Raw genomic sequence first — 19,080 nt, forward strand, 5'->3', positions numbered from 1 at the left:
CGCGAGCAGGCTCACTCCTACATTTGGATCGATGAAAACAGGCCCGACGGGGTGAGCCGTCGGGCCTGAAGTTAGATCATTATTGCGCCTTTTGCGCCTGCTGCGCTTTCCACGCCTTGAACTCGGCCCATTCGGCGCGACGCTCGGCCTGCTTTTTCTGGATCTCGTCGAATTTTTTCTGTTGATCCGGTTTCAGCAGCGCACGCACATCGGACTCGGCTTTCTTGTGGTTGGCGGCCATCTCGTCTTTCATGGCTTTTTGGTCAGCCGGCGAGAGTTTTTCCAGGTACTTGTCGACCACTTGCTTACGCTCGTGCATCTGCTCGCCCATGATCTTGCGGATCTGCTCACGCTGTTCGCGGGACAGGTCGAGTTGGCTGTACGGACCTTTGCCGTGCATGCCGTGCATCTGACCGCCGTGGCGTGGGCCGTCAAGCGGACCACCCATCGGGCCGCCGTCTTGTGGCATGGCCATGGCGACGGTTGGCAGAGCGGCAGCGAACATCAGAGCGATAAGAGTCTTGCGCATGGTGTATCTCCTTGTCTCGTTCCCGGTACGTTCCGGATGAGTACAGATTACGGAGATCAAGGTCAGCGGCGGTCAGCACTGCGTAAAGCTTGGGTAAAGACGCTTCGCGTCCCACCTTACACATGCCCACTGTAGGAGCAGCCTTCGGCAGCTCCTACAGTGGGAATGGGCGCGGTTCAGAGGCTATAGAAGTAACCGCGGCTGCGCAGAGCGACGATGCGCGGACGGCCGTCCGGGTGCGGGCCGATCTTCTTGCGCAGGTTGCTGACGTGCATGTCGAGGCTGCGGTCGTACAGGGTCAGCTTGCGGCCGAGGGCGAGCTGCGCCAGTTCCTGTTTGTCCAGTGGTTCGCCCGGCTGCTTGAGCAGGGCTTCGAGCAGGCGGCTTTCTGAAACAGTCAGGGTCAGCTCTTTCTCGTCGATGCTGACCACGCCGCGCACCGGACTGAAACTCAGATCGCCCAGCTCAAGCTGAGTCGACACCGCTGCCGGATGGCTGCGGCGCAACACCGCGCGCAGGCGCGCGGTCAGTTCGCGCGGGTCGCACGGTTTGGCCAGGTAATCGTCGGCGCCCAATTCCAGACCGAGGATACGATCCAGCGGCTCGCCACGGGCCGAGAGCATCAGCACCGGCAGATCAGCGTGATCGTTGCGCAATTGCTTGAGCAGCTCCAGACCGCTGCCGTCGGGCAGCATCACGTCCAGCACCACCGCCGCCGGGGCGGTTTCGGCCAGCGCTTTACGCGCGCTCTGGCCATCGTGGCAGGCGCGCACCTGAAAGCCTTCCTGGCTCAGCCAACTACTCAGGAGTTCGCACAACTCCTGGTCATCATCAATCAGTAACAGCTCGCTCATGACTCACTCAATTTAGCCATTGCCGACGTTTTCGGCTTGCTCCACTGGCAAAGATACCGCAGAGCAGCGCCAATAGCGCTACTCCGGCGCCCGTGACGAACCACTGCTGCTGATCGGTCAGCAGACGCGGCAGCGGACTGGCCTGGGCTTCCTTGAGTTGCAGCTTCAAGCGCTGGTTCTCTTGGCGCAACCGGGCAAGCTGGGCGCTTTCGCGGGTATTGTCGGCATTTTGCAGTTGTTTGCTCAGTTCTTCCCGCTGCTGCTCACTGGCTTTGAGGCGTTGCTGCAACTCGGTGATCTGGCTGCCGGCGCTTAACGACAATGGCGTGGAGCTGCCGCCTTCGGTGGTTTCCTCACCATGGGCGGGCGCCATGATCGACAACGTGACCAACATCAGACACAACGGACCCTTGCGCATCGCGACACCTGCTTCCAAATGGATATTGGGCAGGTTGTCGGCAGGCAAACGAGAATAATGAGCGATTGAGAGCAGCAAGAACCAGGAAGGTTCATTGTCAGTGGCCGTGTCGCGATTGATGAGGGGACAAATCCCCTCATCACGGGGCATTTAAGGCAGGACTTGCTTGAATGGCTTCACGACCACATTGGCGTAGACGCCAGCGGCGATGTACGGATCGGCGTCAGCCCACGCTTGCGCAGCGCTCAGGGAATCGAATTCGGCGACGATCAGGCTGCCGGTGAAACCCGCTGCGCCCGGATCATTGCTGTCGACGGCCGGGTGCGGGCCGGCCAATACGATGCGGCCTTCGCCCTTGAGCGCTTGCAGGCGTTCCAGATGCGCAGGACGCGCGGCCAGGCGTGCTTCCAGCGAGTTGGCGACGTCGGTGGCAATGATGGCGTAGAGCATGTCAGTCCTCGGTTTTTGGTGTTGTTGTGGTATCGGCATCGTGCAGATGACGCGACAGGTAAATGCCCTGTGCGACCAGGAATACCAGGGTCATGCCCAGGCTGCCGAACACCTTGAAGTCTACCCAGTAGCTCTGGAAGGTGAAGGCGACGAACAGGTTGGCAGCGCCGCAGAACAGGAAAAAGGCGATCCAGGCGATGTTCAGGCGGGTCCAGACCGGGTCCGGCAGGGTCAGCGCGTGGCCCATGATGCGTTTGATCAGCAAGCGGTCACCGATGAAGTGGCTACCGATGAAGGCGACCGCGAACAGCCAGTTGACCACCGGCGCTTTCCACTTGAGGAAGGTCTCGCTGTGGAACGCCAGCGTCAGGCTGCCGAACACCAGGCAGGCGATCAGCGTCAGCCATTGGCTTTTTTCCAGCTTGCGCTGTTTGATGAACAACGCGCCGTACACCACCAGAGAACTGATGATCAGCATCGCCGTGGCACTGTAAATACCGCCTACAGTCACTTCATGGCCAGCGATGTCGACGACCCGTGGATCAAGTTTGTAAACGATGAAGAACAGCAGAAGCGGGATGAAATCGATGAATTGTTTCACAGTGAGAGCCAGAAGCTGGATGTGGCGGCATAATAACAAACATATGGGCGCGCGATAGCGCCAGCTGATTTGAGGTTACAACTCCCCGTGAATGTTGATTTGCACTGCCATAGCACGGCCTCCGATGGCGCCCTGGCGCCTGCGGTTCTGGTTGCGCGTGCGTTCGAGAACGGCGTGCGAGTCCTGGCGTTGACCGACCACGACACCCTCGAGGGCCTCGCCGAAGCGCGCATGGCTGCGACTGAGTTGGGCATGCAACTGGTCAACGGCGTCGAATTGTCCTGTACGTGGGGCGGCGCGACCATTCATGTGTTGGGCTACGGTTTTGATGTGAATGCCGCGCCGTTGGTCGAGGCGATTGCCAAATTGCACGATGGCCGCTGGCTGCGGTCGGAAGAAATAAGCCGCAAGCTCGCCCTCAAGGGTATGCCCGGTGCCCTCGAAGGCGCCCGGCAGGTTCAGCAGGAACTGGGCGACAGCGGCAACGCCCCGGCCCGTCCGCATTTCGCCGACTGGATGGTGCGTGAAGGTTTTGTAAAGGATCGCGCCGAAGCCTTCCGCAAATGGCTCGGCGCCGGCAAGCTGGGTGACGTCAAGTTGCACTGGCCGACGCTGGAAGACACCGTTGGCACACTGCGCGCCGCCGGGGCCTGGGTCAGCCTGGCGCATCCGTGGCACTACGATTTCACCCGCAGCAAGCGCCGGAAGCTGATTGCCGACTATATTCAAGCAGGCGGGCATGCGATCGAGGTGGTCAATGGCCATCAGCCTGCGGAACAGGTGGGCAGCCTGGCAATCCTTGCCCGTGAGTTCGGTCTGCTGGTCAGCGCCGGCAGTGACTTCCATGGCCCTGGCGGCTGGTCCGAGATCGGCCAGTACCGGCCGGTTCCCGAGGACCTTCCACCCCTGTGGTGTCGGTTCAAACATGACACAGATATTGCCGCCGTCTGAACAGGTAGAGAATGTGAGTCAATTTTTCCAGATACATCCGGAAAACCCACAAGCGCGCCTGATAAAACAGGCGGTCGAAATCATCCGCAAAGGCGGGGTGGTGGTTTATCCCACGGACTCTTCCTACGCCATCGGCTGCCAGATCGGCGACAAGACCGCCATCGAGCGCGTGCGCCGTTTGCGTCAGCTCGATGAAAAACACAACTTCGCGCTGATCTGCAGCGACCTGTCGCAACTGGGCAACTACGCCAAGATCGACACCGGCACCTTCCGTATTCTCAAGGCGCATCTGCCGGGGCCTTACACCTTTATTCTCAACGCCACCCGCGAAGTGCCGCGTCTGCTGCTGCATCCGAAGAAGCGCACTATTGGCCTGCGCGTGCCCAGCCATCCGATCGCGCTGGCGCTGTTGGCCGAACTGGGCGAGCCGTTGATGAGTGTGACCCTGATCATGCCCGGCGATGAAGACCCGCTGAGCGATCCGTACGAAATGCGTCAATTGCTCGAACATCAGGTGGACCTGATCATCGATGGCGGCTTTGGCGGCATCAAAGCGTCCACCGTGATCGACCTGACCGGCGATGACCCGGAAGTGGTCCGCGTCGGTTGCGGCGATCCGACGCCGTTCATGGTCGAGGCCTGAATGTCCGCAGTGGAAACCGTTGCCGATCCCCAGGCCGGCGCTCAGCAAGAGTTGCCGTTTGCCATGGTCTATGGCCAGGCGGTCATGGAAATGCCGCTCGACCTTTACATCCCGCCGGATGCGCTGGAAGTCTTTCTCGAAGCCTTTGAAGGGCCGCTCGACCTGCTGCTGTACCTGATCCGCAAACAGAACATCAACATCCTCGACATCCCGGTGGCGGAAATTACCCGTCAGTACATGGGCTATGTCGAGCTGATGCAGTCGGTGCGCCTGGAACTCGCCGCCGAGTATCTGGTGATGGCCGCGATGCTCGCCGAGATCAAGTCGCGCATGCTCCTGCCACGGGCCGAAACCGTCGAAGACGAAGAAGACGACCCGCGCGCCGAACTGATCCGCCGCTTGCAGGAATACGAGCGCTTCAAGGCGGCCGCCGAAGGTATCGATGGTCTGAGCCGCGTCGGCCGTGATGTGATCGTGCCCAAGCTCGACGCCCCGGAAGCCCGGGCGCGCAAGCTGTTGCCGGATGTCGCGCTGGAAGAGATTTTGATGTGCATGGCCGAAGTGCTGCGCCGTGGCGATATGTTTGAAAGCCACCAGGTCAGCCGCGAGGCATTGTCCACCCGCGAGCGCATGAGCGATGTGCTGGAACGGCTCAAGGGCGGCGGTTTTGTGCCGTTCGTCGAGCTGTTCACTGCCGAAGAGGGCAGGCTGGGTGTGGTGGTGACCTTTATGGCGATCCTTGAACTGGTCAAGGAATCCTTGGTCGAGCTGGTGCAGAATGAGCCGTTCGCCGCGATCCACGTGCGAGCCCGAGCCGAATAACGAGTCGAAACATGAACCTGACTGAACCCCGCGAGCTGGCGCCCCTGCTTGAAGCCTTTCTGTTGGCCTCGGGAAAGCCGCAATCCCTTGAGCGCCTGTTTGAACTGTTCGAAGAAGGCGAGCGGCCCGAGCCTGCGGTTTTCAAAAAAGCCCTGACGCTGTTGGGCAAGTCCTGCGAGGGCCGCGCGTTCGAGCTCAAGGAAGTCTCGTCTGGCTATCGCTTGCAGATCCGCGAGAAGTTTTCGCCGTGGGTCGGTCGCCTCTGGGAAGAACGCCCGCAGCGTTATTCCCGTGCGTTGCTGGAAACCATCGCGCTGATCGCCTATCGCCAGCCGATCACCCGTGGCGAGATCGAAGACGTGCGCGGTGTGGCGGTGAACAGCAACATCGTCAAAACCTTGCTTGAGCGTGAGTGGATCCGGGTTGTCGGTTACCGCGATGTGCCGGGCAAGCCGGCGATGTTTGCCACCACTAAAGGTTTTCTCGATCACTTCAACCTGAAGAACCTCGAAGATCTGCCGCCATTGGCCGAGCTGCGCGAAATGGAAACCGACCCGGTGCTCGATTTTGACGACGCGCCGGTGCCGCAGGGTTTGCAGGAGTTGGCCGACGCCAGCGCCGAGCCGGAGGAAGAGAAGGAGGAAACCAGTTTCCATACGTTGTTGCTGGAACTGGACAGCATGGAGGAGGGGATCAAGACCGACTTCGACGATTTGCTGCGGGATGCGGCGGATGGTGAAGTGCCGACGCCTGAAGCAGAAATCGAGACTGAGCCTGCGCCGCAGATCGCCGAGCCAACCATCGAAGTTGAACTTGAAGCCCAGCCAGAAGCCGAACCGGAAGAAGACATTCTTGGCGTCGCTGAAGCCCGCGAAAAGCTGTTGGCTGCCGTCGCCGCCCTCGAACAACCGGCACCAGAACCCGAACCTGAGCTGAGCGAAGAAGAAGCCGAAGCCCGCGCCCTGGCCGAAGCCATCGAAGCCGAACGCCGCGAGTTCGAAGACTGAAGGGGCGCTGAAAAGATCGCAGCCTTCGACAGCTCCTACATTGCAATACGTCCCCTGTAGGAGCTGCCGAAGGCTGCGATCTTTTGATCTCCCAAAGGTATTCAAATGAGTTCAACAAAAGACCCGTGCATCAGCCTCTGCAAATTCACCGACGACATCTGCCTCGGCTGCGGCCGCAGCAAGCGCGAAATCAAGGCCTGGAAGAAACTCGACAAGGACGACAAGCGCACGGTGCTGGCCGAAGCCGCGCTGCGCCTGATCAAACTCGGTGGCGCCGGTCGGCGGAAAAAGAAATAACCTTGGCCTGATCGACTAGTCTCTGATGCGCGACGGCGCACATCCGCGTATGATTCGCGACCCTCCGCCGATCCCTTCGGCTGAGTACCCAGATTTCAATGCTTCAGGCGCCGCCTGAACAGACCACACCGGGAGGTGCCCAGATGAGCGACATCATTCAGAAAGACGACCAGGAAATCGGCCCAGCAGGCGAAAAGCTGCAGAAAGTCCTCGCCCGTATCGGCGTCGGCTCGCGCCGTGACGTGGAATCCTGGATCAGCCAGGGCCGGATCAAGGTCAATGGCAAAGACGCCACCCTCGGTCTGCGCGTCGACATGCACGACGCCATCACCATTGATGGCAAAGTGATCAAGCGCGAAGAGGCGGCCGAATCGGTCCGCCGCGTGATCATGTACAACAAACCCGATGGCGAGATCTGCACCCGTGACGACCCGGAAGGCCGTCCGACCGTGTTCGACAAGCTGCCGCGTCCGAAAGAAGGGCGCTGGATCAACATCGGTCGTCTCGACATCAACACCACCGGTCTGCTGATGTTCACCACCGACGGTGAACTGGCCAACCGCCTGATGCACCCGTCCTACGAAATGGACCGTGAATACGCCGTGCGCGTACGCGGTGAAGTCGACGACGAGATGATCGAGCGTCTGAAGGCTGGCGTGGTGCTGGAAGACGGCCCGGCCAAGTTCACTGACATCAAACAGGCTCCAGGCGGCGAAGGCTTCAACCACTGGTACCACTGCGTGGTGATGGAAGGCCGTAACCGTGAGGTTCGTCGCTTGTGGGAATCGCAAGGTCTGGTGGTCAGCCGTCTGAAGCGCGTGCGTTTCGGTCCGGTGTTCCTCAACTCCGACCTGCCGATGGGCCGCTGGCGCGAAATGAGCCAGTACGAAGTCGACATCCTCAGTGCCGAAGTCGGCCTGACGCCGGTTGCCATGCCGCAGCTGAACGCCAAGAGCAAAGACAAGCTTGAGCGTATGCAGCGTAAATCGTCGCGTCCGATGGGCAAGACCGAGCGCGTCCGCACCCTGCGTCCAGCCGCTGGCGCGCCGACTGGCCCACGTCCAAGCCGCGAGCCGCAGATCGAAGGCGAACGTCCAGGTCGCAAACCAGTCGCCCGTGACGGCGAGCGCGCTCCGCGTCCGGCCAACGGTCGCACTGAGCGTGGCGAGCGTGGCGAGCGTGGTGCACCTGCCGGTCGTGGTACGCCAGTGGCGGATCGTCCAGCGGACACCACCAACAAGCGCCCGGCCAAGCCTGCGCCGAAGCGTCCGGGAATTAAGCTGGTTGACGGTGACAAACCGTCGGGCAAGCGTCGCGGTGCACCGGCCGGTTCCGGTCAGCGTCCGGGGTTTGGTCGCAAGAAGCCGGAATAAGGCAGCTGTGAGCTTTTAGCGGCAAGCTTCAAGCCAAAGCAAAAACGCCAACCGCAGGGTTGGCGTTTTTTTTGTCTGGCGAAAGGTATGTGGTGCTTTTGAGGGCCTCATCGCTGGCAAGCCAGCTCCCACATGTATCTGCGGTGTTCACAGGATTTATGCAGCGCAACAAAAACCTGTGGGAGCTGGCTTGCCGGCGATGAGGCCAATGCAGCCACCTAATTTTCAGGATCAGAAGACAAACCGCCCGTCAAACACCGGCTTGTCATCCAGCGCCAAAACGCCGCCCGAGAAGATCAGGTCCAGGTGATGACTGCCCTTGGCGCCACCGCCCAAACCAAGGTGCAACCCGCAGTGCCGCTCCTCAAACCCGGCATTGCGCGCATACAGATCTTTCACGCCTTCGTTAGTGCCAATCCCCAGCTCTTCAATCCGCCGGTTCGAAGGATTGGCGTCCAGGTACTTGTTGAAATCATGCTCCAGCCCCGGCACGTCGGTGGCGATGCGGCTGATGGTCGAGTTTTCGATCCACAACTCCAGTGGCGATTCCAGAACTCCGTATTTGCGCGCAAACGGAATGGTGCTGAGGAATGTGCCCTTGAATTTCACATGGCCGTTGATGGCTTCACTGTGGGTCGCGATTTCGCCGGGGGCCAGGTCGAAGTTGCCGACGCCGTTGATGTCGGTCCACTTCTTGATGCTGCTCAGCGGCGTTTCAAACCATGAGCCGTCGTCGTCCTTGAAGCTCAGCGTGGTCGCCTGTGACATGCGCTGGATCAGGTGACTGTTGAGCCCGGCAATCCGCTGCGGGGTGACGCTGAAGGTGTCGTAGAAATACTCGCCGTAATCCTTGAACAGCAGCGACTTCTTCCAGTTTTCCGCCATCACGCCTTGCAGCGCACGGACGAATTCCGGGCCGTCGGGGCGTGGGTTGGGCAGGGTGGAAGAGTCGTAGAAGAAAATGTACAGATCGCTGTCGGTGATTGCCGAGGTCAGCGCTGCAGTGCTTTCCAGGTCCAGACGTCGGGCGCTGAAGTGGAAGCGAGGATGATCGCCGGCCTGTGCGGCGATCGCGCCGGTCAGCGCTGCGTAATCAGCCGTGTGGCCGAGCAATACCTTCGCCGAGTCGAGGCCGGCAAGGGCAGGGTGATGTTCGAGGTAGTAAAGGAAATGCGAGATCGCGCGGGGCTTATCCATGAGTCCTCCCTGACTGACCGTGAAGAAAGCGGCAGGCACGACCGGCCGGATCGTGCCTGCCCGGGGATGTCTTACAGAGGCCACATCGCCGTGCCGAACGGAACTACCGCGTCGGCTTGCATCATTTCTACAGCCGCCTCGTGGGTCGGTGCTTCAAACCATTCGTCCAGTTGCAGTTCGGTATCCAAGTCTTTTTCCAGTGCTTGCATGGTCGATCTCCTAGATGACTTTCACGGTTGTGACTGGCCGGTCGAGGTGGCCGGCAAGACGTGAAGAACCTAGTTCAGGGTTTTTTGTAATGCAAAAAATTATTCATTTAATTTTTAAATAGACTTTTTATTCTGTTTTTGCGCTTGGTTTTTCTTATTTAAAAACAAAAAACTAAGTCATGGTTTTCATTAGCAAGCTAGCTACCGTCAATTTGCAGACGTCTGACAGAATTTTCTGAAATGGAAACTCTGCGTTACGCGTCGTAAAGAAATGTTTACGAAAATGCCGCTAAAACCGAGTGAATCCAACCCGCCATGAGCGCTGTAAGGAAAAGCTGCCGCAGTCTGCTCCGCCGCAGGCTGCGCAGGGCTCTGGCGCGCTTGTTTCAGCGGCGTTTGCAAGGTGAGATGCGCCCCATGCCTGTCGTGCAGGTGCATAACAAGAAGGAGGCGCAATGAACGCCGTGACTGATCTCCACCTCTCTCCGTGGGACGGTTTTTTCCTCGTCCACGCCGATGGCCTGCAAAGGCCTGACTCAATTTTTGCAGCCGCTCGAGTGTCTCGAGGCGGACACACGCAATCCCGGCAACCATCACGCTGATCCAGCGGGGTCTGGCAGCAGGGGGTTAGCGGTGTACAATGCGCCGCGTTTTAACTGTGACCCTCTGCGTAATCGCGCAAATCTCAAGGCTATCCGCCTTGTTCACTCCGTGGCGCCACAAGCGTTTCGGGTTCGATTTCGTCACAGATAAAAACAAACAGGTGACGCATGACCGTTGTAAATAAGCTGAACTCCTGGTGCCTGCGCTGGGGTTTGATCGGGGCTGCTTGAAATCGCAACCTGGCAGCAACGTCTACTGAACATCATCAAACCTTGCGTGAGACCTTTTTCATGAGTGGACAACCCTCGCAATCAGGCGAGCTGAAACGCGGCCTGAAAAATCGCCATATTCAACTGATCGCCCTCGGTGGCGCGATCGGTACCGGATTGTTCCTCGGCTCGGCCGGGGTACTGAAATCCGCTGGCCCGTCGATGATCCTCGGCTACGCCATCTGCGGCTTCATCGCCTTCATGATCATGCGCCAGCTCGGCGAGATGATCGTCGAAGAGCCGGTGGCCGGTTCCTTCAGCCATTTCGCGCACAAGTACTGGGGCGGCTTTGCCGGTTTCCTGTCGGGCTGGAACTGCTGGATTCTGTACATTCTGGTGGGCATGTCGGAGCTGACTGCGGTCGGCAAATACATCCACTACTGGGCCCCGGACATCCCGACCTGGGTCTCTGCGGCAGCCTTCTTCGTGCTGATCAACGCGATCAACCTGGCCAACGTCAAAGTCTTCGGTGAAGCCGAATTCTGGTTCGCGATCATCAAGGTCGTGGCGATCGTCGGCATGATTGCGCTCGGCAGCTACCTGCTGGTCAGCGGCAACGGCGGCCCGCAAGCCTCGGTAAGCAACCTGTGGTCGCACGGTGGTTTCTTCCCGAACGGAGTGAGCGGTCTGGTGATGGCTATGGCGATCATCATGTTCTCCTTCGGCGGTCTGGAAATGCTCGGTTTCACCGCTGCTGAAGCGGACAAGCCGAAAACCGTGATCCCGAAAGCGATCAATCAGGTGATTTACCGGATCCTGATTTTCTACATCGGCGCACTGGTGATCCTGCTGTCGCTGACCCCATGGGACAGCCTGCTGGAAACCCTCAACGCGTCCGGCGATTCGTACAGCGGCAGCCCGTTCGTGCAAGTGTTCTCGATGCTCGGCAGCAACACCGCCGCGCACATCCTCAACTTTGTGGTCCTGACTGCTGCGTTGTCGGTGTACAACAGTGGTACCTACTGCAACAGCCGCATGCTGCTGGGCATGGCCGAGCAGGGCGATGCGCCGAAAGTGTTGGCGAAAATCGACAAGCGCGGCGTGCCGGTGCGGTCGATTCTGGCTTCGGCGGCGGTGACGCTGGTCGCTGTGTTGCTCAACTACCTGATCCCGCAGCACGCGCTGGAACTGCTGATGTCGCTGGTGGTTGCGACGCTGGTGATCAACTGGGCGATGATCAGCTTCTCGCACTTCAAGTTCCGCCAGCACATGAACAAGACCCGGCAGACGCCGCTGTTCAAGGCGCTGTGGTATCCGTACGGCAACTACATCTGCCTGGCGTTCGTCGCGTTCATCCTCGGCGTGATGCTGCTGATTCCGGGCATTCAGATCTCGGTGTACGCGATTCCGGTGTGGGTCGTGTTCATGTGGGTCTGCTACGTGATCAAGAACAAGCGCGGTGCGCAGCAGGCCGTGCACGCGGCAGGTGCTGCCAAGTAAGCGCTGACGCAGAAACACAAAACCCGGCCTGAGTGCCGGGTTTTTTTATGGGTGCAAATATTGGTGCGCTATTGATAGTCGGCGAGAGGATAGTCCCTGCACAGGGTTTCGACCTCTGAACGAAACTGCGCGAGGAGCAGCGGTTCCAGGGTGTAATCCTGTTCGCCGAGCGGCGCTACCGTGTTCAGAATCCGCACGATCAAATCGACGATCTGGCGGCTGCCGTGGACATCGACCCGGCGTTGCGCCAGCGCAGCGGTGCCGATACGCAGCCCGCTGGTGACAAGTGCCGAACGGGGATCGTCGGGTACGCGATGTTTGTTGACGATGATCCCGCAGTGCCCCAGCGCCGCCTCGGCGATAGCCCCCGTGATGCCACCCCGCAAGCGCACCAGCACCGTGTGGTTTTCACTGCAGCCGCCAACCACTTCATAATCCTTGGCCTGAAACGCTTTGGCCATTTCATCCGCCGTGCTGCGGATCTGCGCCATGCAGGCATCGAATTCTGCGGACATTGCATAACCCAGCGCGGCAGCCTTCGCAGCGATCATGTTGGCAGCAGGCGCGCCCTGCATTCGCGGGTAAACGGCTTGATCAAGCAGGCGACTGAAGGTGGTCCTCAGGCCGGGAATCTTGGTGTTCGCATCAGCACCGCTGAGAATCACGCCGCCGCGAGGCCCGGCGAGTTGCTTGTGCGTGCAGGTGACGGTGACGTGGGCTGCGTCGATCGGACTTGGGTGGCGCCCGGTGGCGACCAGCCCGGCGATATGCGAAATATCGGCGAGCAGGATGGCCCCGGCTTCATCGGCAATTTCGCGAAACCGCTTGAAGTCCACTTCGCGCGAATAGGCGGTGGCGCCGCAGAGGATGACGCGTGGGCGATGGGCGAGTGCGAGCAGGCGCACCTTGTCGTAATCGATCAGGCCGTCTGCTGTCGTGCCGTACTGGATCGCCTTGTAGTAGGCGCCGGAAAACGCGGCGAGGCTGCCATGCGTGAGATGGCCACCGTGTTCCACCGCCATACCCAGCAAGGTGTCGCCAGGCTCAAGTAACGCTGTGAGCACCTGGTAAATGGCGGTCGACGCCGAGTGCGGCTGCACGTTGGCGTATTGAGCCGTAAACAGTTGCCGCGCCCGGCGGATGGCCAGCGATTCGACCAGCTCGACATTCTCGCACCCAGCACTGTGACGCTTGCCGGACATGCCTTCAGCGGTCACGTTGACCAGCACGGAAGCGCAGGCCGCCAAGGTTCGCGGCTGGACTGCGCAGGAGGAGGAGACCAGTGAAAGCGTGTGCTGTTGGCGCGTCACTTCAGCGTCGAGAATGGCCGCCAGTTCAGCGTCTTCTGCGCGGAGATCTGCCAGGCCGCGTCGCAGCAAGTCAGCCTGGTTCTTGAGCGGTTCAGTAATGACTGCCATTGCTTGATTCCTTCCCTGGTTTTGCGTGATTTGCGCATGTCCTTGCTTGCCAGATCTGTACAGGCGAATCCGTGTTTTGACCGCTGTGCGCGCAAAACTAAACCCTGTACAGGCCTCCCGGTTTTTCGTTCTTTCACTCTCGAGAATGCGACGCCGGATTGACGCATCATAAATTTTTCAGTGAGGAACGCCACAGAATTAATCAAAAAAATGAACATTCTTCAAAGAAAATGATTCTTTTTGTGGTCGCGTCGGGTGTAAAACAGGCATTGCCCAGTGCCGATTTTCCGGCCTTGGGTGGAAGTCGAAAGGAACTGACGAGTCCGTACGGAGGCTGAAATGACCCCGCACGTTGGCGGAAGCAGCCTGTGAAAGCTGACTTTTTATACCGAACCCAGGGAGGGAGAATGCTATGATCCTGCGCGGCACTGACAGGGATATAACTGCAATTTCCTACCTCACTTGTGTATGTCCGGAATGATCATTCGGGATGTGACATTGATTGCAGTTAAAATGGATGATAAGCATGTGATGCACAGAAGAGAAAGATCGGAGAATCTGAAGAACAACATCAAATACCTGATAAAGAGTCGCGGGGAGACGCAGTTGTCCTTGTGTCACTCCAGTGGTTTGACCCGCACGACCATCTATAACATTCTTGAAGGTAAAGTGGTCAATGTACAACAGTCCACTGTGCGCAAGATTTCTGATTTCTTCGGCGTGTCTTACGAGGAAATAGAGACGATTGATTTTGAAGAAAAGGAAATCATCGAAAGCAGTATTTCGCCACAGGGGAATATGAATCCGGCGGCGGTTCCGGTGATTAAAGAAAGTCTGCTGCTGCAAAGTCTGGATAAGAGAATTGGTGAGTTGGCCACGATTTATCCACTGACTTACTATTTTGGCGCGTCCTTTAATCTGATTGGCGTTTTGCTGGAAAATGAAATCAGCGGCATGAATGAACCCGGCGATCTATTGATCGTGCAGAAAGGAGCGTCGACCAGCGACAGGGAAAAGCTGGTGTATGACAAAATCACAGCGAAGTTATCTATAAGCCATGAAGGCAACTTTGATACGGATCGTGTATGCGTGATCGGAGATGTAATCGAGGAACGATTTAATGGATTGCAGTGTTGAGTTGGAAAACAGCAAGTACAAGTTGCTGGGATTCGAAAATGGAAAAAGCCTGGCCGTCATCATGGTCATCGCAACAGGCAAAATAATTAAAATAAAGCTAAGTGAAGTGTTGAATAGTGAGATTATGGATAATCTGAATAAAATCGAAGTGAAAAACCTCTACAAGAAGTTTTACTCCCAGGGCGGAGCACTCACCGCTTACGAAATCAATGACCGTCATGAGAGTTCCTGGATGATCTACATCATCCTGAACCTGATGCTGTTCACGCTTTACATTTTCACCAGTATTGCTGCGACAAAACCGATCTACCTCGAGTATTTCGATATTGTCGTAACGCCGGGCACCTTCCTCTATCCGCTAACGTTTCTGATCGTTGACTTGCTCAACGAAACGTTTGGCCTGAGGCTCGCGCGAAAAGCGATCCTGTTCGCGTTCATCAGCAACGCCGCGATTATCATTCTGCTGGCCATCACGACTCATCTTCCGGGATTGCCGGGCTGGAAGCTGGATGGCGCTTACAATGATGTTATCAGCCAGTTGTCCGCAGTTCTGGTAGCGTCTTCTATATCGTTTCTGGTTTCCGAGAACATAAACTCGTATCTGTTGTGCAAGATTAAAGAACTCACAAATTCCAGATTTCTGTTTTTGCGAGTATTTTTAAGCACGTTGTTTGCCGTGATCATCGACAGTTTTCTGTTCTGCTATATCGCGTTTTACGGGACGATGGAAAATAGCGCGATACTGGGCATGATCTACGTTCAGATCGCAATCAAGGTAGGTTTTGCCTTCTTTAATATCTTGCCGGCCTACGGCGCAAGATCATTGTTCAAGAAGTACCTGACGGGTGCGCAAACGCAGTAAGCAGAGGAGGGCGCTCACTCGGCATGCTTGAGTGAGCGCTTCTTGTTACAGTATTACTTTAAGCCGAGTTTCTCTTTCAAGCGTTGAGTCACCTGTACTTTATTGTTCAGGAACTCATTCAAGCCTTTGGCGCGAAGATTACAGGCATCGCAATCGGAACATCCAGTGCCTTTGATGCCGTTGTAGCAAGTCAGTGTTTCTTCGCGAACCAGATCCAGTTGATGGTGGTAATCAGCCAAGGCCCAGGTTTCTGCCTTGTTCAGCCACATCAATGGCGTATCCAGTTGCAGCTTGTAATCCATGCCTAATTCGAGGGCTTTATTCAAGGCCTTGACGAACTCATCCCGGCAATCGGGATAGCCCGAGAAGTCGGTTTCACAGACACCGGTAATGACCGTTTTGGCCTGGACTTGATAGGCATAGATAGAGGCCAGGGTCAGAAACAGAATGTTCCGTCCCGGAACGAAGGTGCTTGGCAGACTCTCGCCAGAGCTGTTCACGGTCGGCACCGGAATGTTATCGCGGGTCAGGCTGCTGATGGCCAGCTCGTTGAGCAAGGACACATCCAGCGTTTTATGCACGGTCACACCGAGCTTTTTCGACAGCTGCTGCGCCACTTCAATTTCCGCGTGATGACGCTGACCATAGTCGAACGTGATGCAGTGGACTTCATCGTAGTGGGTCAGGGCGTGGATCAAGCACGTGGTGGAGTCCTGCCCGCCGCTGAATACGATAACTGCTTTGTTGGTCATGGTTATGCTTCCTGCATTGAGGTCTTGAGGGCAAAGGTGGAGATGATACTCGAAATGGGGCTAGAACTCGGTGCAGAGTCCAGATGCGCGCGTGAGTCCGCGAGCGGCTATCTTAAGGTGGAGTGAGGCTTCAATACCTGAATAATAGGCATGTTAAATAGCAAACGTTTTTAGCTCGTTGCTAAAAGCAGAGGGATTTAAACAACTGGCACGGCGCCCGGTGTGGCCAGCGCCACTTGCTCACCGCACTTGCGCCCAAACACTAGCTTTTCCATCGCTTCGACAAAAGTTCTGCCCTGCAGCCAGAACCCGTCATGAATGAAACTCAAGGCGTAGCAGCGACCTTTTTCGTCCATCAACAGTGCAGCGTGGCCATGATGAATTTCGGCGATGTTCACCAAGGTGCTGCCCAAGCGTTGCTGCCAAGCCAAGAAGTCTTCATCTCCATACAGGTGTTCAAAGGCGCCAAACGCTACATCGCTGGTAGCGCAGTCTTCGCCTGTGCCGCAGGTGCCGACGGTCAGGCCGGCCAGTTGTTCGAGCAGAGCAGCGGCTGGATGCTCGCGCGGGACGAAATCCGGCAATGGCACGATATGGGTCACAGGCCAACCGGCAGCCAGGAACAGTGGGTGGAGAGTCTCGGGAAGTTCGATCAGCGGGTGCATTGGGAGCGTCCAGGCTTAGGCAGCGTTCTGCATTAACGGTCTTTTTTATTGCACTGAATCGTTTGTCAACATCCAGCCGTACCGGGATACCTTGTCTCTGAGAGATGCCCCTATTTCAATGGGATTTTTCATGATAACTATTCCCCAGAATTAGTTTGCGCCGCACCAATAGCATATAAATTGGTTTGCCGCATGAGCATGTCGAGCTAAAGCTTTGCAATCAAACGATTAAACGCACGTGAGCAGCCTCGTTGCTTTGCATCTCTGATGATCGAATCGTGAGTGGACGGTTCAAACGTTTCGCGAACCGCTTTCTTTGCTATTTCATTGAACTGCGCATTATCAAAATCACACTCTACTGTTGAAAACATATAAGAATTGCGCTTGGACCACCGGTCAAAACTTATGACGATTTTTTCGTCGAAAATCAGTGCTCCATCACTTTTATCCTCGAAGAAAAAGAACACCATTCGATTCGTATCGACATGCCCCATTGATGTAGCAAATGGCTGTTTTCTCAAAAGCGATGTCAGCCTTACCCCACCTGCAATACCAAGACCTCCCCCCAAACCCTCACTCGCAAAAAAATACTGCTTGAACACTACCGTTATTTTCTACGAAAATAAGGAACGTCGTATGCTTTCTCGAAAGAATGAAAGCCATTTGGATCGCCGATCAGTTCAAAATCGCCGCTTATGAAATCCGACTCGGAAAAGCTGTCCAACCCAAAAATACTTGGTTGAAAATTACCCGAGCCCTCTATGAACAACTCAACAAGCTGATGGAAATCTGTAGAAATCATACTAGAAGAGTTGTTGCGCCTTGATCCACGCGGAAATCATTTTCTTTATTTCATCCATCAAGGATAGATTTCCGAATATAACTAGCTCACATCCCGCCTCTTTGTCTTGATACGAGGAAAGCTCATCAACATCCTCGTCTAATACTATTCTAAGAATCTGGCCATTCACCTCATTTCTTACAGAAAAAATTGGATTTCCATCCATGAACGGCGTGCCGTTTGAAAAGAATGTATTGTAAAAAGGCGCCTTGAATATTTCACTAGCGACTTCGTTTTTCTGAACCTCTAGATAAAAGAATTTATAAAAATCCTGCTCTAGTTGAAAATAGCTGTCTTTGTTGCTCAGGTAGTCATCAAACATTTCCCTACTCCACAAATGCTTTGCCAGTAATTACTTCGATATCAACGCGCTCACTTTTGGTATCTTTTACCTTGAACGTCTGACTGATATGCGCATCCGCTCCGCCGCACTTAGCCGCATTGTCAATATATTTGTCCGCCTTCTTGAATGCATCCTGTCGGGCTGCGAGGTCTTTTTTATTGAGTTTTCCTTTCAACTCCTCAAGCTTTTTCTTAGCGTCGCTAGCGGTCAGAGGCGTATCTTGGTTCCATGCGACAGACTCTTCAAGCTTGGCACCTTGAGCTTGAATACGTCCTCTGTGGGCTGCCAATCCTAAAGGATCGACCCACCCCATAGGATTCGGGGCATACTGATAAATATTTATGCCACCCTCATAACTTATTGGGTCCTTACTGATGAACCGCCCAACCCCCGGATCATAGTACCGATGCCGATTGTAATGCAGCCCCGTCTCATGATCGTGATACTGCCCCTGGAACCGTATCGGGTTCATCACGCCATGCTGCCGCGCCCATTCCGAACGCTGCTCCGTCACCTGCCCCCACGCCTTGTACTGCGCGGTCCACGCCATGTTGCCTTTGGAATCCGTCAATTCCTGCGGCGTGCCGAGGTGATCACACTGATACCAGGCCAACGCATCAAACGGTAATGCCGTTGCCTTGTGATTCCACACCGGGTCGTCATAGAGGCTGTAGTCACCGCTGTAATCCGGCAGCCCAATCAGATCGATCGGCGCGTGCCGCACAGCCTGTGCCACAGGGACAAAAGTGCCCGGTTCGAAGACGTAGTGCACCGTGCGGCCGGGCTCGCCATCGCTTTGTGCCGGGCTGCTTTCCCACGCGAGGTTGTCGCCATCCCAACCATACAAGGTGAAGCCGCAGCCGAGTTCGCGTTGTTTGCGCGCGTGCTCGTTTCTGTTCCAGAGGGAACCTGCTTCAGGACGTTGTTTGTAATGCGCGCGGGAATTTTTGTGCAGGCGTCGTCCCAGTGCGTCGTAGGCGAAATCCACGCTCAGGCGCGGGTCCTCGAAATGCACCAGTCGATCAAACAGATCCCAGCGCAGATCGCAGCGTTGGCCGTTGTGCCAGCGCTGGATCTGGTTGCCGCGTTCGTCGTAGTCGAAGTGGGTGCCGGCGTATTCGCGCAGCAGGTTGTCGACCAGTTTGCTGCGCGGTGGGGTCAGGTCCAGTGGGCGGCGAATTTCTGTCGCCTTGTCGTCGAGCAGGTTGCCGGCCGGGTCGAAGGCGAAGGTTTCCACGCCTTGACGTGTGGTGGCGCTGAGCAGTCGGCCGACCGGATCGTAGCGATAGGCGAGCGGGCCGCGACGGCTGTCGTTGATGTCGGTCAGTTGGCCGGCGGCGTCGTAGCTGTACTCGCGTTTGAGCAGCGTGGATTTGTCGTCGCTGCGTCCCAGCAACTG

General features: G+C 56.7%; 22 protein-coding genes. 9 read left to right on the top strand and 13 right to left on the bottom strand.

Features of this window, described 5'->3' with window-relative positions:
• Positions 1–79: 79 nt before the first annotated feature.
• The 5 genes from PMI23_RS10865 to PMI23_RS10885 form a co-directional block, all read right to left on the bottom strand.
• On the bottom strand, positions 80–529 hold the full coding sequence (locus PMI23_RS10865) for a Spy/CpxP family protein refolding chaperone (protein WP_007919681.1): 450 nt from the start codon (positions 527–529) through the stop codon (positions 80–82).
• 176 nt (positions 530–705) lie between these two features.
• Positions 706–1,383 carry a response regulator transcription factor gene (locus PMI23_RS10870; protein ID WP_007919679.1) on the bottom strand — a complete coding sequence of 226 codons (678 nt, stop codon included), beginning with the start codon at positions 1,381–1,383 and terminating at the stop codon, positions 706–708.
• Positions 1,384–1,390: 7 nt separating this feature from the next.
• Positions 1,391–1,801 carry a translation initiation factor 2 gene (locus PMI23_RS10875; RefSeq protein ID WP_038363742.1) on the bottom strand — a complete coding sequence of 137 codons (411 nt, stop codon included), beginning with the start codon at positions 1,799–1,801 and terminating at the stop codon, positions 1,391–1,393.
• Positions 1,802–1,951: 150 nt separating this feature from the next.
• A complete protein-coding gene (locus PMI23_RS10880) occupies positions 1,952–2,251 on the bottom strand; it encodes a YciI family protein (protein WP_007919677.1) in 300 nt (99 codons plus the stop codon).
• Between the two features lies 1 nt (position 2,252).
• Positions 2,253–2,852: a septation protein A gene (locus PMI23_RS10885; protein WP_007919675.1), complete on the bottom strand. Its 600-nt coding sequence runs from the start codon at positions 2,850–2,852 to the stop codon at positions 2,253–2,255.
• An 87-nt stretch (positions 2,853–2,939) separates the two neighbouring features.
• On the opposite strand from PMI23_RS10885, the gene PMI23_RS10890 reads away from it, so the two are divergent.
• The 6 genes from PMI23_RS10890 to rluB all read left to right on the top strand — a co-directional run bounded on the left by PMI23_RS10890 (position 2,940) and on the right by rluB (position 7,945).
• A complete protein-coding gene (locus tag PMI23_RS10890) occupies positions 2,940–3,803 on the top strand; it encodes a PHP domain-containing protein (protein WP_007949812.1) in 864 nt (287 codons plus the stop codon).
• Between the two features lie 13 nt (positions 3,804–3,816).
• The gene (locus PMI23_RS10895) at positions 3,817–4,446 is read left to right on the top strand and encodes an L-threonylcarbamoyladenylate synthase (protein ID WP_095114461.1); all 630 of its coding nucleotides are present in this window, start codon (positions 3,817–3,819) and stop codon (positions 4,444–4,446) included.
• A gap of 123 nt (positions 4,447–4,569) precedes the next feature.
• Complete coding sequence (locus tag PMI23_RS10900; RefSeq protein WP_172828192.1) at positions 4,570–5,268, top strand: segregation and condensation protein A; 699 nt, start codon at positions 4,570–4,572, stop codon at positions 5,266–5,268.
• Positions 5,269–5,279: 11 nt separating this feature from the next.
• Positions 5,280–6,275: an SMC-Scp complex subunit ScpB gene (scpB, locus tag PMI23_RS10905; RefSeq protein WP_007919670.1), complete on the top strand. Its 996-nt coding sequence runs from the start codon at positions 5,280–5,282 to the stop codon at positions 6,273–6,275.
• Between the two features lie 105 nt (positions 6,276–6,380).
• A complete protein-coding gene (locus PMI23_RS10910; protein WP_007919669.1) occupies positions 6,381–6,572 on the top strand; it encodes a DUF1289 domain-containing protein in 192 nt (63 codons plus the stop codon).
• A 143-nt stretch (positions 6,573–6,715) separates the two neighbouring features.
• Positions 6,716–7,945, top strand: coding sequence for a 23S rRNA pseudouridine(2605) synthase RluB (gene rluB / locus PMI23_RS10915; protein ID WP_007919668.1), 1,230 nt, complete (start codon positions 6,716–6,718; stop codon positions 7,943–7,945).
• Positions 7,946–8,176: 231 nt separating this feature from the next.
• Here rluB and PMI23_RS10920 read toward each other — a convergent pair whose 3' ends face one another.
• Positions 8,177–9,142: a hypothetical protein gene (locus tag PMI23_RS10920; RefSeq protein ID WP_007919667.1), complete on the bottom strand. Its 966-nt coding sequence runs from the start codon at positions 9,140–9,142 to the stop codon at positions 8,177–8,179.
• 71 nt (positions 9,143–9,213) lie between these two features.
• Positions 9,214–9,351 (bottom strand): hypothetical protein, encoded by a 138-nt coding sequence (locus PMI23_RS29845; protein WP_003222780.1) that lies wholly within the window; start codon positions 9,349–9,351, stop codon positions 9,214–9,216.
• An 893-nt stretch (positions 9,352–10,244) separates the two neighbouring features.
• Here PMI23_RS29845 and PMI23_RS10930 point away from each other — a divergent pair.
• Entirely contained in the window at positions 10,245–11,663 is a 1,419-nt protein-coding gene (locus PMI23_RS10930) for an amino acid permease (protein WP_007919666.1), read from the top strand.
• 68 nt (positions 11,664–11,731) lie between these two features.
• Here the strand turns inward: PMI23_RS10930 and glyA are convergent, their stop codons facing one another.
• Positions 11,732–13,081: a serine hydroxymethyltransferase gene (glyA, locus tag PMI23_RS10935; protein WP_007919664.1), complete on the bottom strand. Its 1,350-nt coding sequence runs from the start codon at positions 13,079–13,081 to the stop codon at positions 11,732–11,734.
• A gap of 531 nt (positions 13,082–13,612) precedes the next feature.
• Between glyA and PMI23_RS10940 the strand changes: the two genes are divergently transcribed.
• A complete protein-coding gene (locus PMI23_RS10940; RefSeq protein ID WP_042704939.1) occupies positions 13,613–14,218 on the top strand; it encodes a helix-turn-helix transcriptional regulator in 606 nt (201 codons plus the stop codon).
• Complete coding sequence (locus PMI23_RS10945; RefSeq protein ID WP_007919658.1) at positions 14,202–15,080, top strand: queuosine precursor transporter; 879 nt, start codon at positions 14,202–14,204, stop codon at positions 15,078–15,080. The genes PMI23_RS10940 and PMI23_RS10945 overlap by 17 nt, the downstream gene beginning before the upstream one ends.
• A 53-nt stretch (positions 15,081–15,133) precedes the next feature.
• Here PMI23_RS10945 and queC read toward each other — a convergent pair whose 3' ends face one another.
• The 5 genes from queC to PMI23_RS10975 form a co-directional block, all read right to left on the bottom strand.
• Positions 15,134–15,832, bottom strand: a complete 699-nt coding sequence (gene queC, locus PMI23_RS10950) for a 7-cyano-7-deazaguanine synthase QueC (RefSeq protein WP_007919656.1) — start codon at positions 15,830–15,832, stop codon at positions 15,134–15,136.
• A 197-nt stretch (positions 15,833–16,029) separates the two neighbouring features.
• A complete protein-coding gene (locus PMI23_RS10955; protein ID WP_007919654.1) occupies positions 16,030–16,497 on the bottom strand; it encodes an SUKH-3 domain-containing protein in 468 nt (155 codons plus the stop codon).
• Between the two features lie 206 nt (positions 16,498–16,703).
• Positions 16,704–17,099: a hypothetical protein gene (locus tag PMI23_RS10960; protein WP_157279738.1), complete on the bottom strand. Its 396-nt coding sequence runs from the start codon at positions 17,097–17,099 to the stop codon at positions 16,704–16,706.
• 201 nt (positions 17,100–17,300) lie between these two features.
• Positions 17,301–17,660: a hypothetical protein gene (locus tag PMI23_RS10970; RefSeq protein ID WP_007919652.1), complete on the bottom strand. Its 360-nt coding sequence runs from the start codon at positions 17,658–17,660 to the stop codon at positions 17,301–17,303.
• Positions 17,661–17,664: 4 nt separating this feature from the next.
• Positions 17,665–19,080 (bottom strand): RHS repeat-associated core domain-containing protein (locus PMI23_RS10975; RefSeq protein WP_007949815.1); only part of this gene is annotated, 1,416 nt, incomplete at its 5' end.

Origin of the sequence: Pseudomonas sp. GM24, assembly GCF_000282235.1 — a bacterium.
Classification (GTDB): Bacteria; Pseudomonadota; Gammaproteobacteria; order Pseudomonadales; family Pseudomonadaceae; genus Aquipseudomonas.

Excerpts from the sequence above, each read along its gene's own strand:
- PMI23_RS10865 (WP_007919681.1), bottom strand. The coding sequence starts at position 529 with ATGCGCAAGACTCTTATCGCTCTGATGTTCGCTGCCGCTCTGCCAACC.
- PMI23_RS10870 (WP_007919679.1), bottom strand. The coding sequence starts at position 1,383 with ATGAGCGAGCTGTTACTGATTGATGATGACCAGGAGTTGTGCGAACTC.
- PMI23_RS10875 (WP_038363742.1), bottom strand. The coding sequence starts at position 1,801 with ATGCGCAAGGGTCCGTTGTGTCTGATGTTGGTCACGTTGTCGATCATG.
- PMI23_RS10880 (WP_007919677.1), bottom strand. The coding sequence starts at position 2,251 with ATGCTCTACGCCATCATTGCCACCGACGTCGCCAACTCGCTGGAAGCA.
- scpB (WP_007919670.1), top strand. The coding sequence starts at position 5,280 with ATGAACCTGACTGAACCCCGCGAGCTGGCGCCCCTGCTTGAAGCCTTT.
- PMI23_RS10910 (WP_007919669.1), top strand. The coding sequence starts at position 6,381 with ATGAGTTCAACAAAAGACCCGTGCATCAGCCTCTGCAAATTCACCGAC.
- rluB (WP_007919668.1), top strand. The coding sequence starts at position 6,716 with ATGAGCGACATCATTCAGAAAGACGACCAGGAAATCGGCCCAGCAGGC.
- PMI23_RS10920 (WP_007919667.1), bottom strand. The coding sequence starts at position 9,142 with ATGGATAAGCCCCGCGCGATCTCGCATTTCCTTTACTACCTCGAACAT.
- PMI23_RS29845 (WP_003222780.1), bottom strand. The coding sequence starts at position 9,351 with ATGCAAGCACTGGAAAAAGACTTGGATACCGAACTGCAACTGGACGAA.
- PMI23_RS10930 (WP_007919666.1), top strand. The coding sequence starts at position 10,245 with ATGAGTGGACAACCCTCGCAATCAGGCGAGCTGAAACGCGGCCTGAAA.
- glyA (WP_007919664.1), bottom strand. The coding sequence starts at position 13,081 with ATGGCAGTCATTACTGAACCGCTCAAGAACCAGGCTGACTTGCTGCGA.
- PMI23_RS10940 (WP_042704939.1), top strand. The coding sequence starts at position 13,613 with ATGCACAGAAGAGAAAGATCGGAGAATCTGAAGAACAACATCAAATAC.
- PMI23_RS10945 (WP_007919658.1), top strand. The coding sequence starts at position 14,202 with ATGGATTGCAGTGTTGAGTTGGAAAACAGCAAGTACAAGTTGCTGGGA.
- queC (WP_007919656.1), bottom strand. The coding sequence starts at position 15,832 with ATGACCAACAAAGCAGTTATCGTATTCAGCGGCGGGCAGGACTCCACC.
- PMI23_RS10955 (WP_007919654.1), bottom strand. The coding sequence starts at position 16,497 with ATGCACCCGCTGATCGAACTTCCCGAGACTCTCCACCCACTGTTCCTG.
- PMI23_RS10970 (WP_007919652.1), bottom strand. The coding sequence starts at position 17,660 with ATGTTTGATGACTACCTGAGCAACAAAGACAGCTATTTTCAACTAGAG.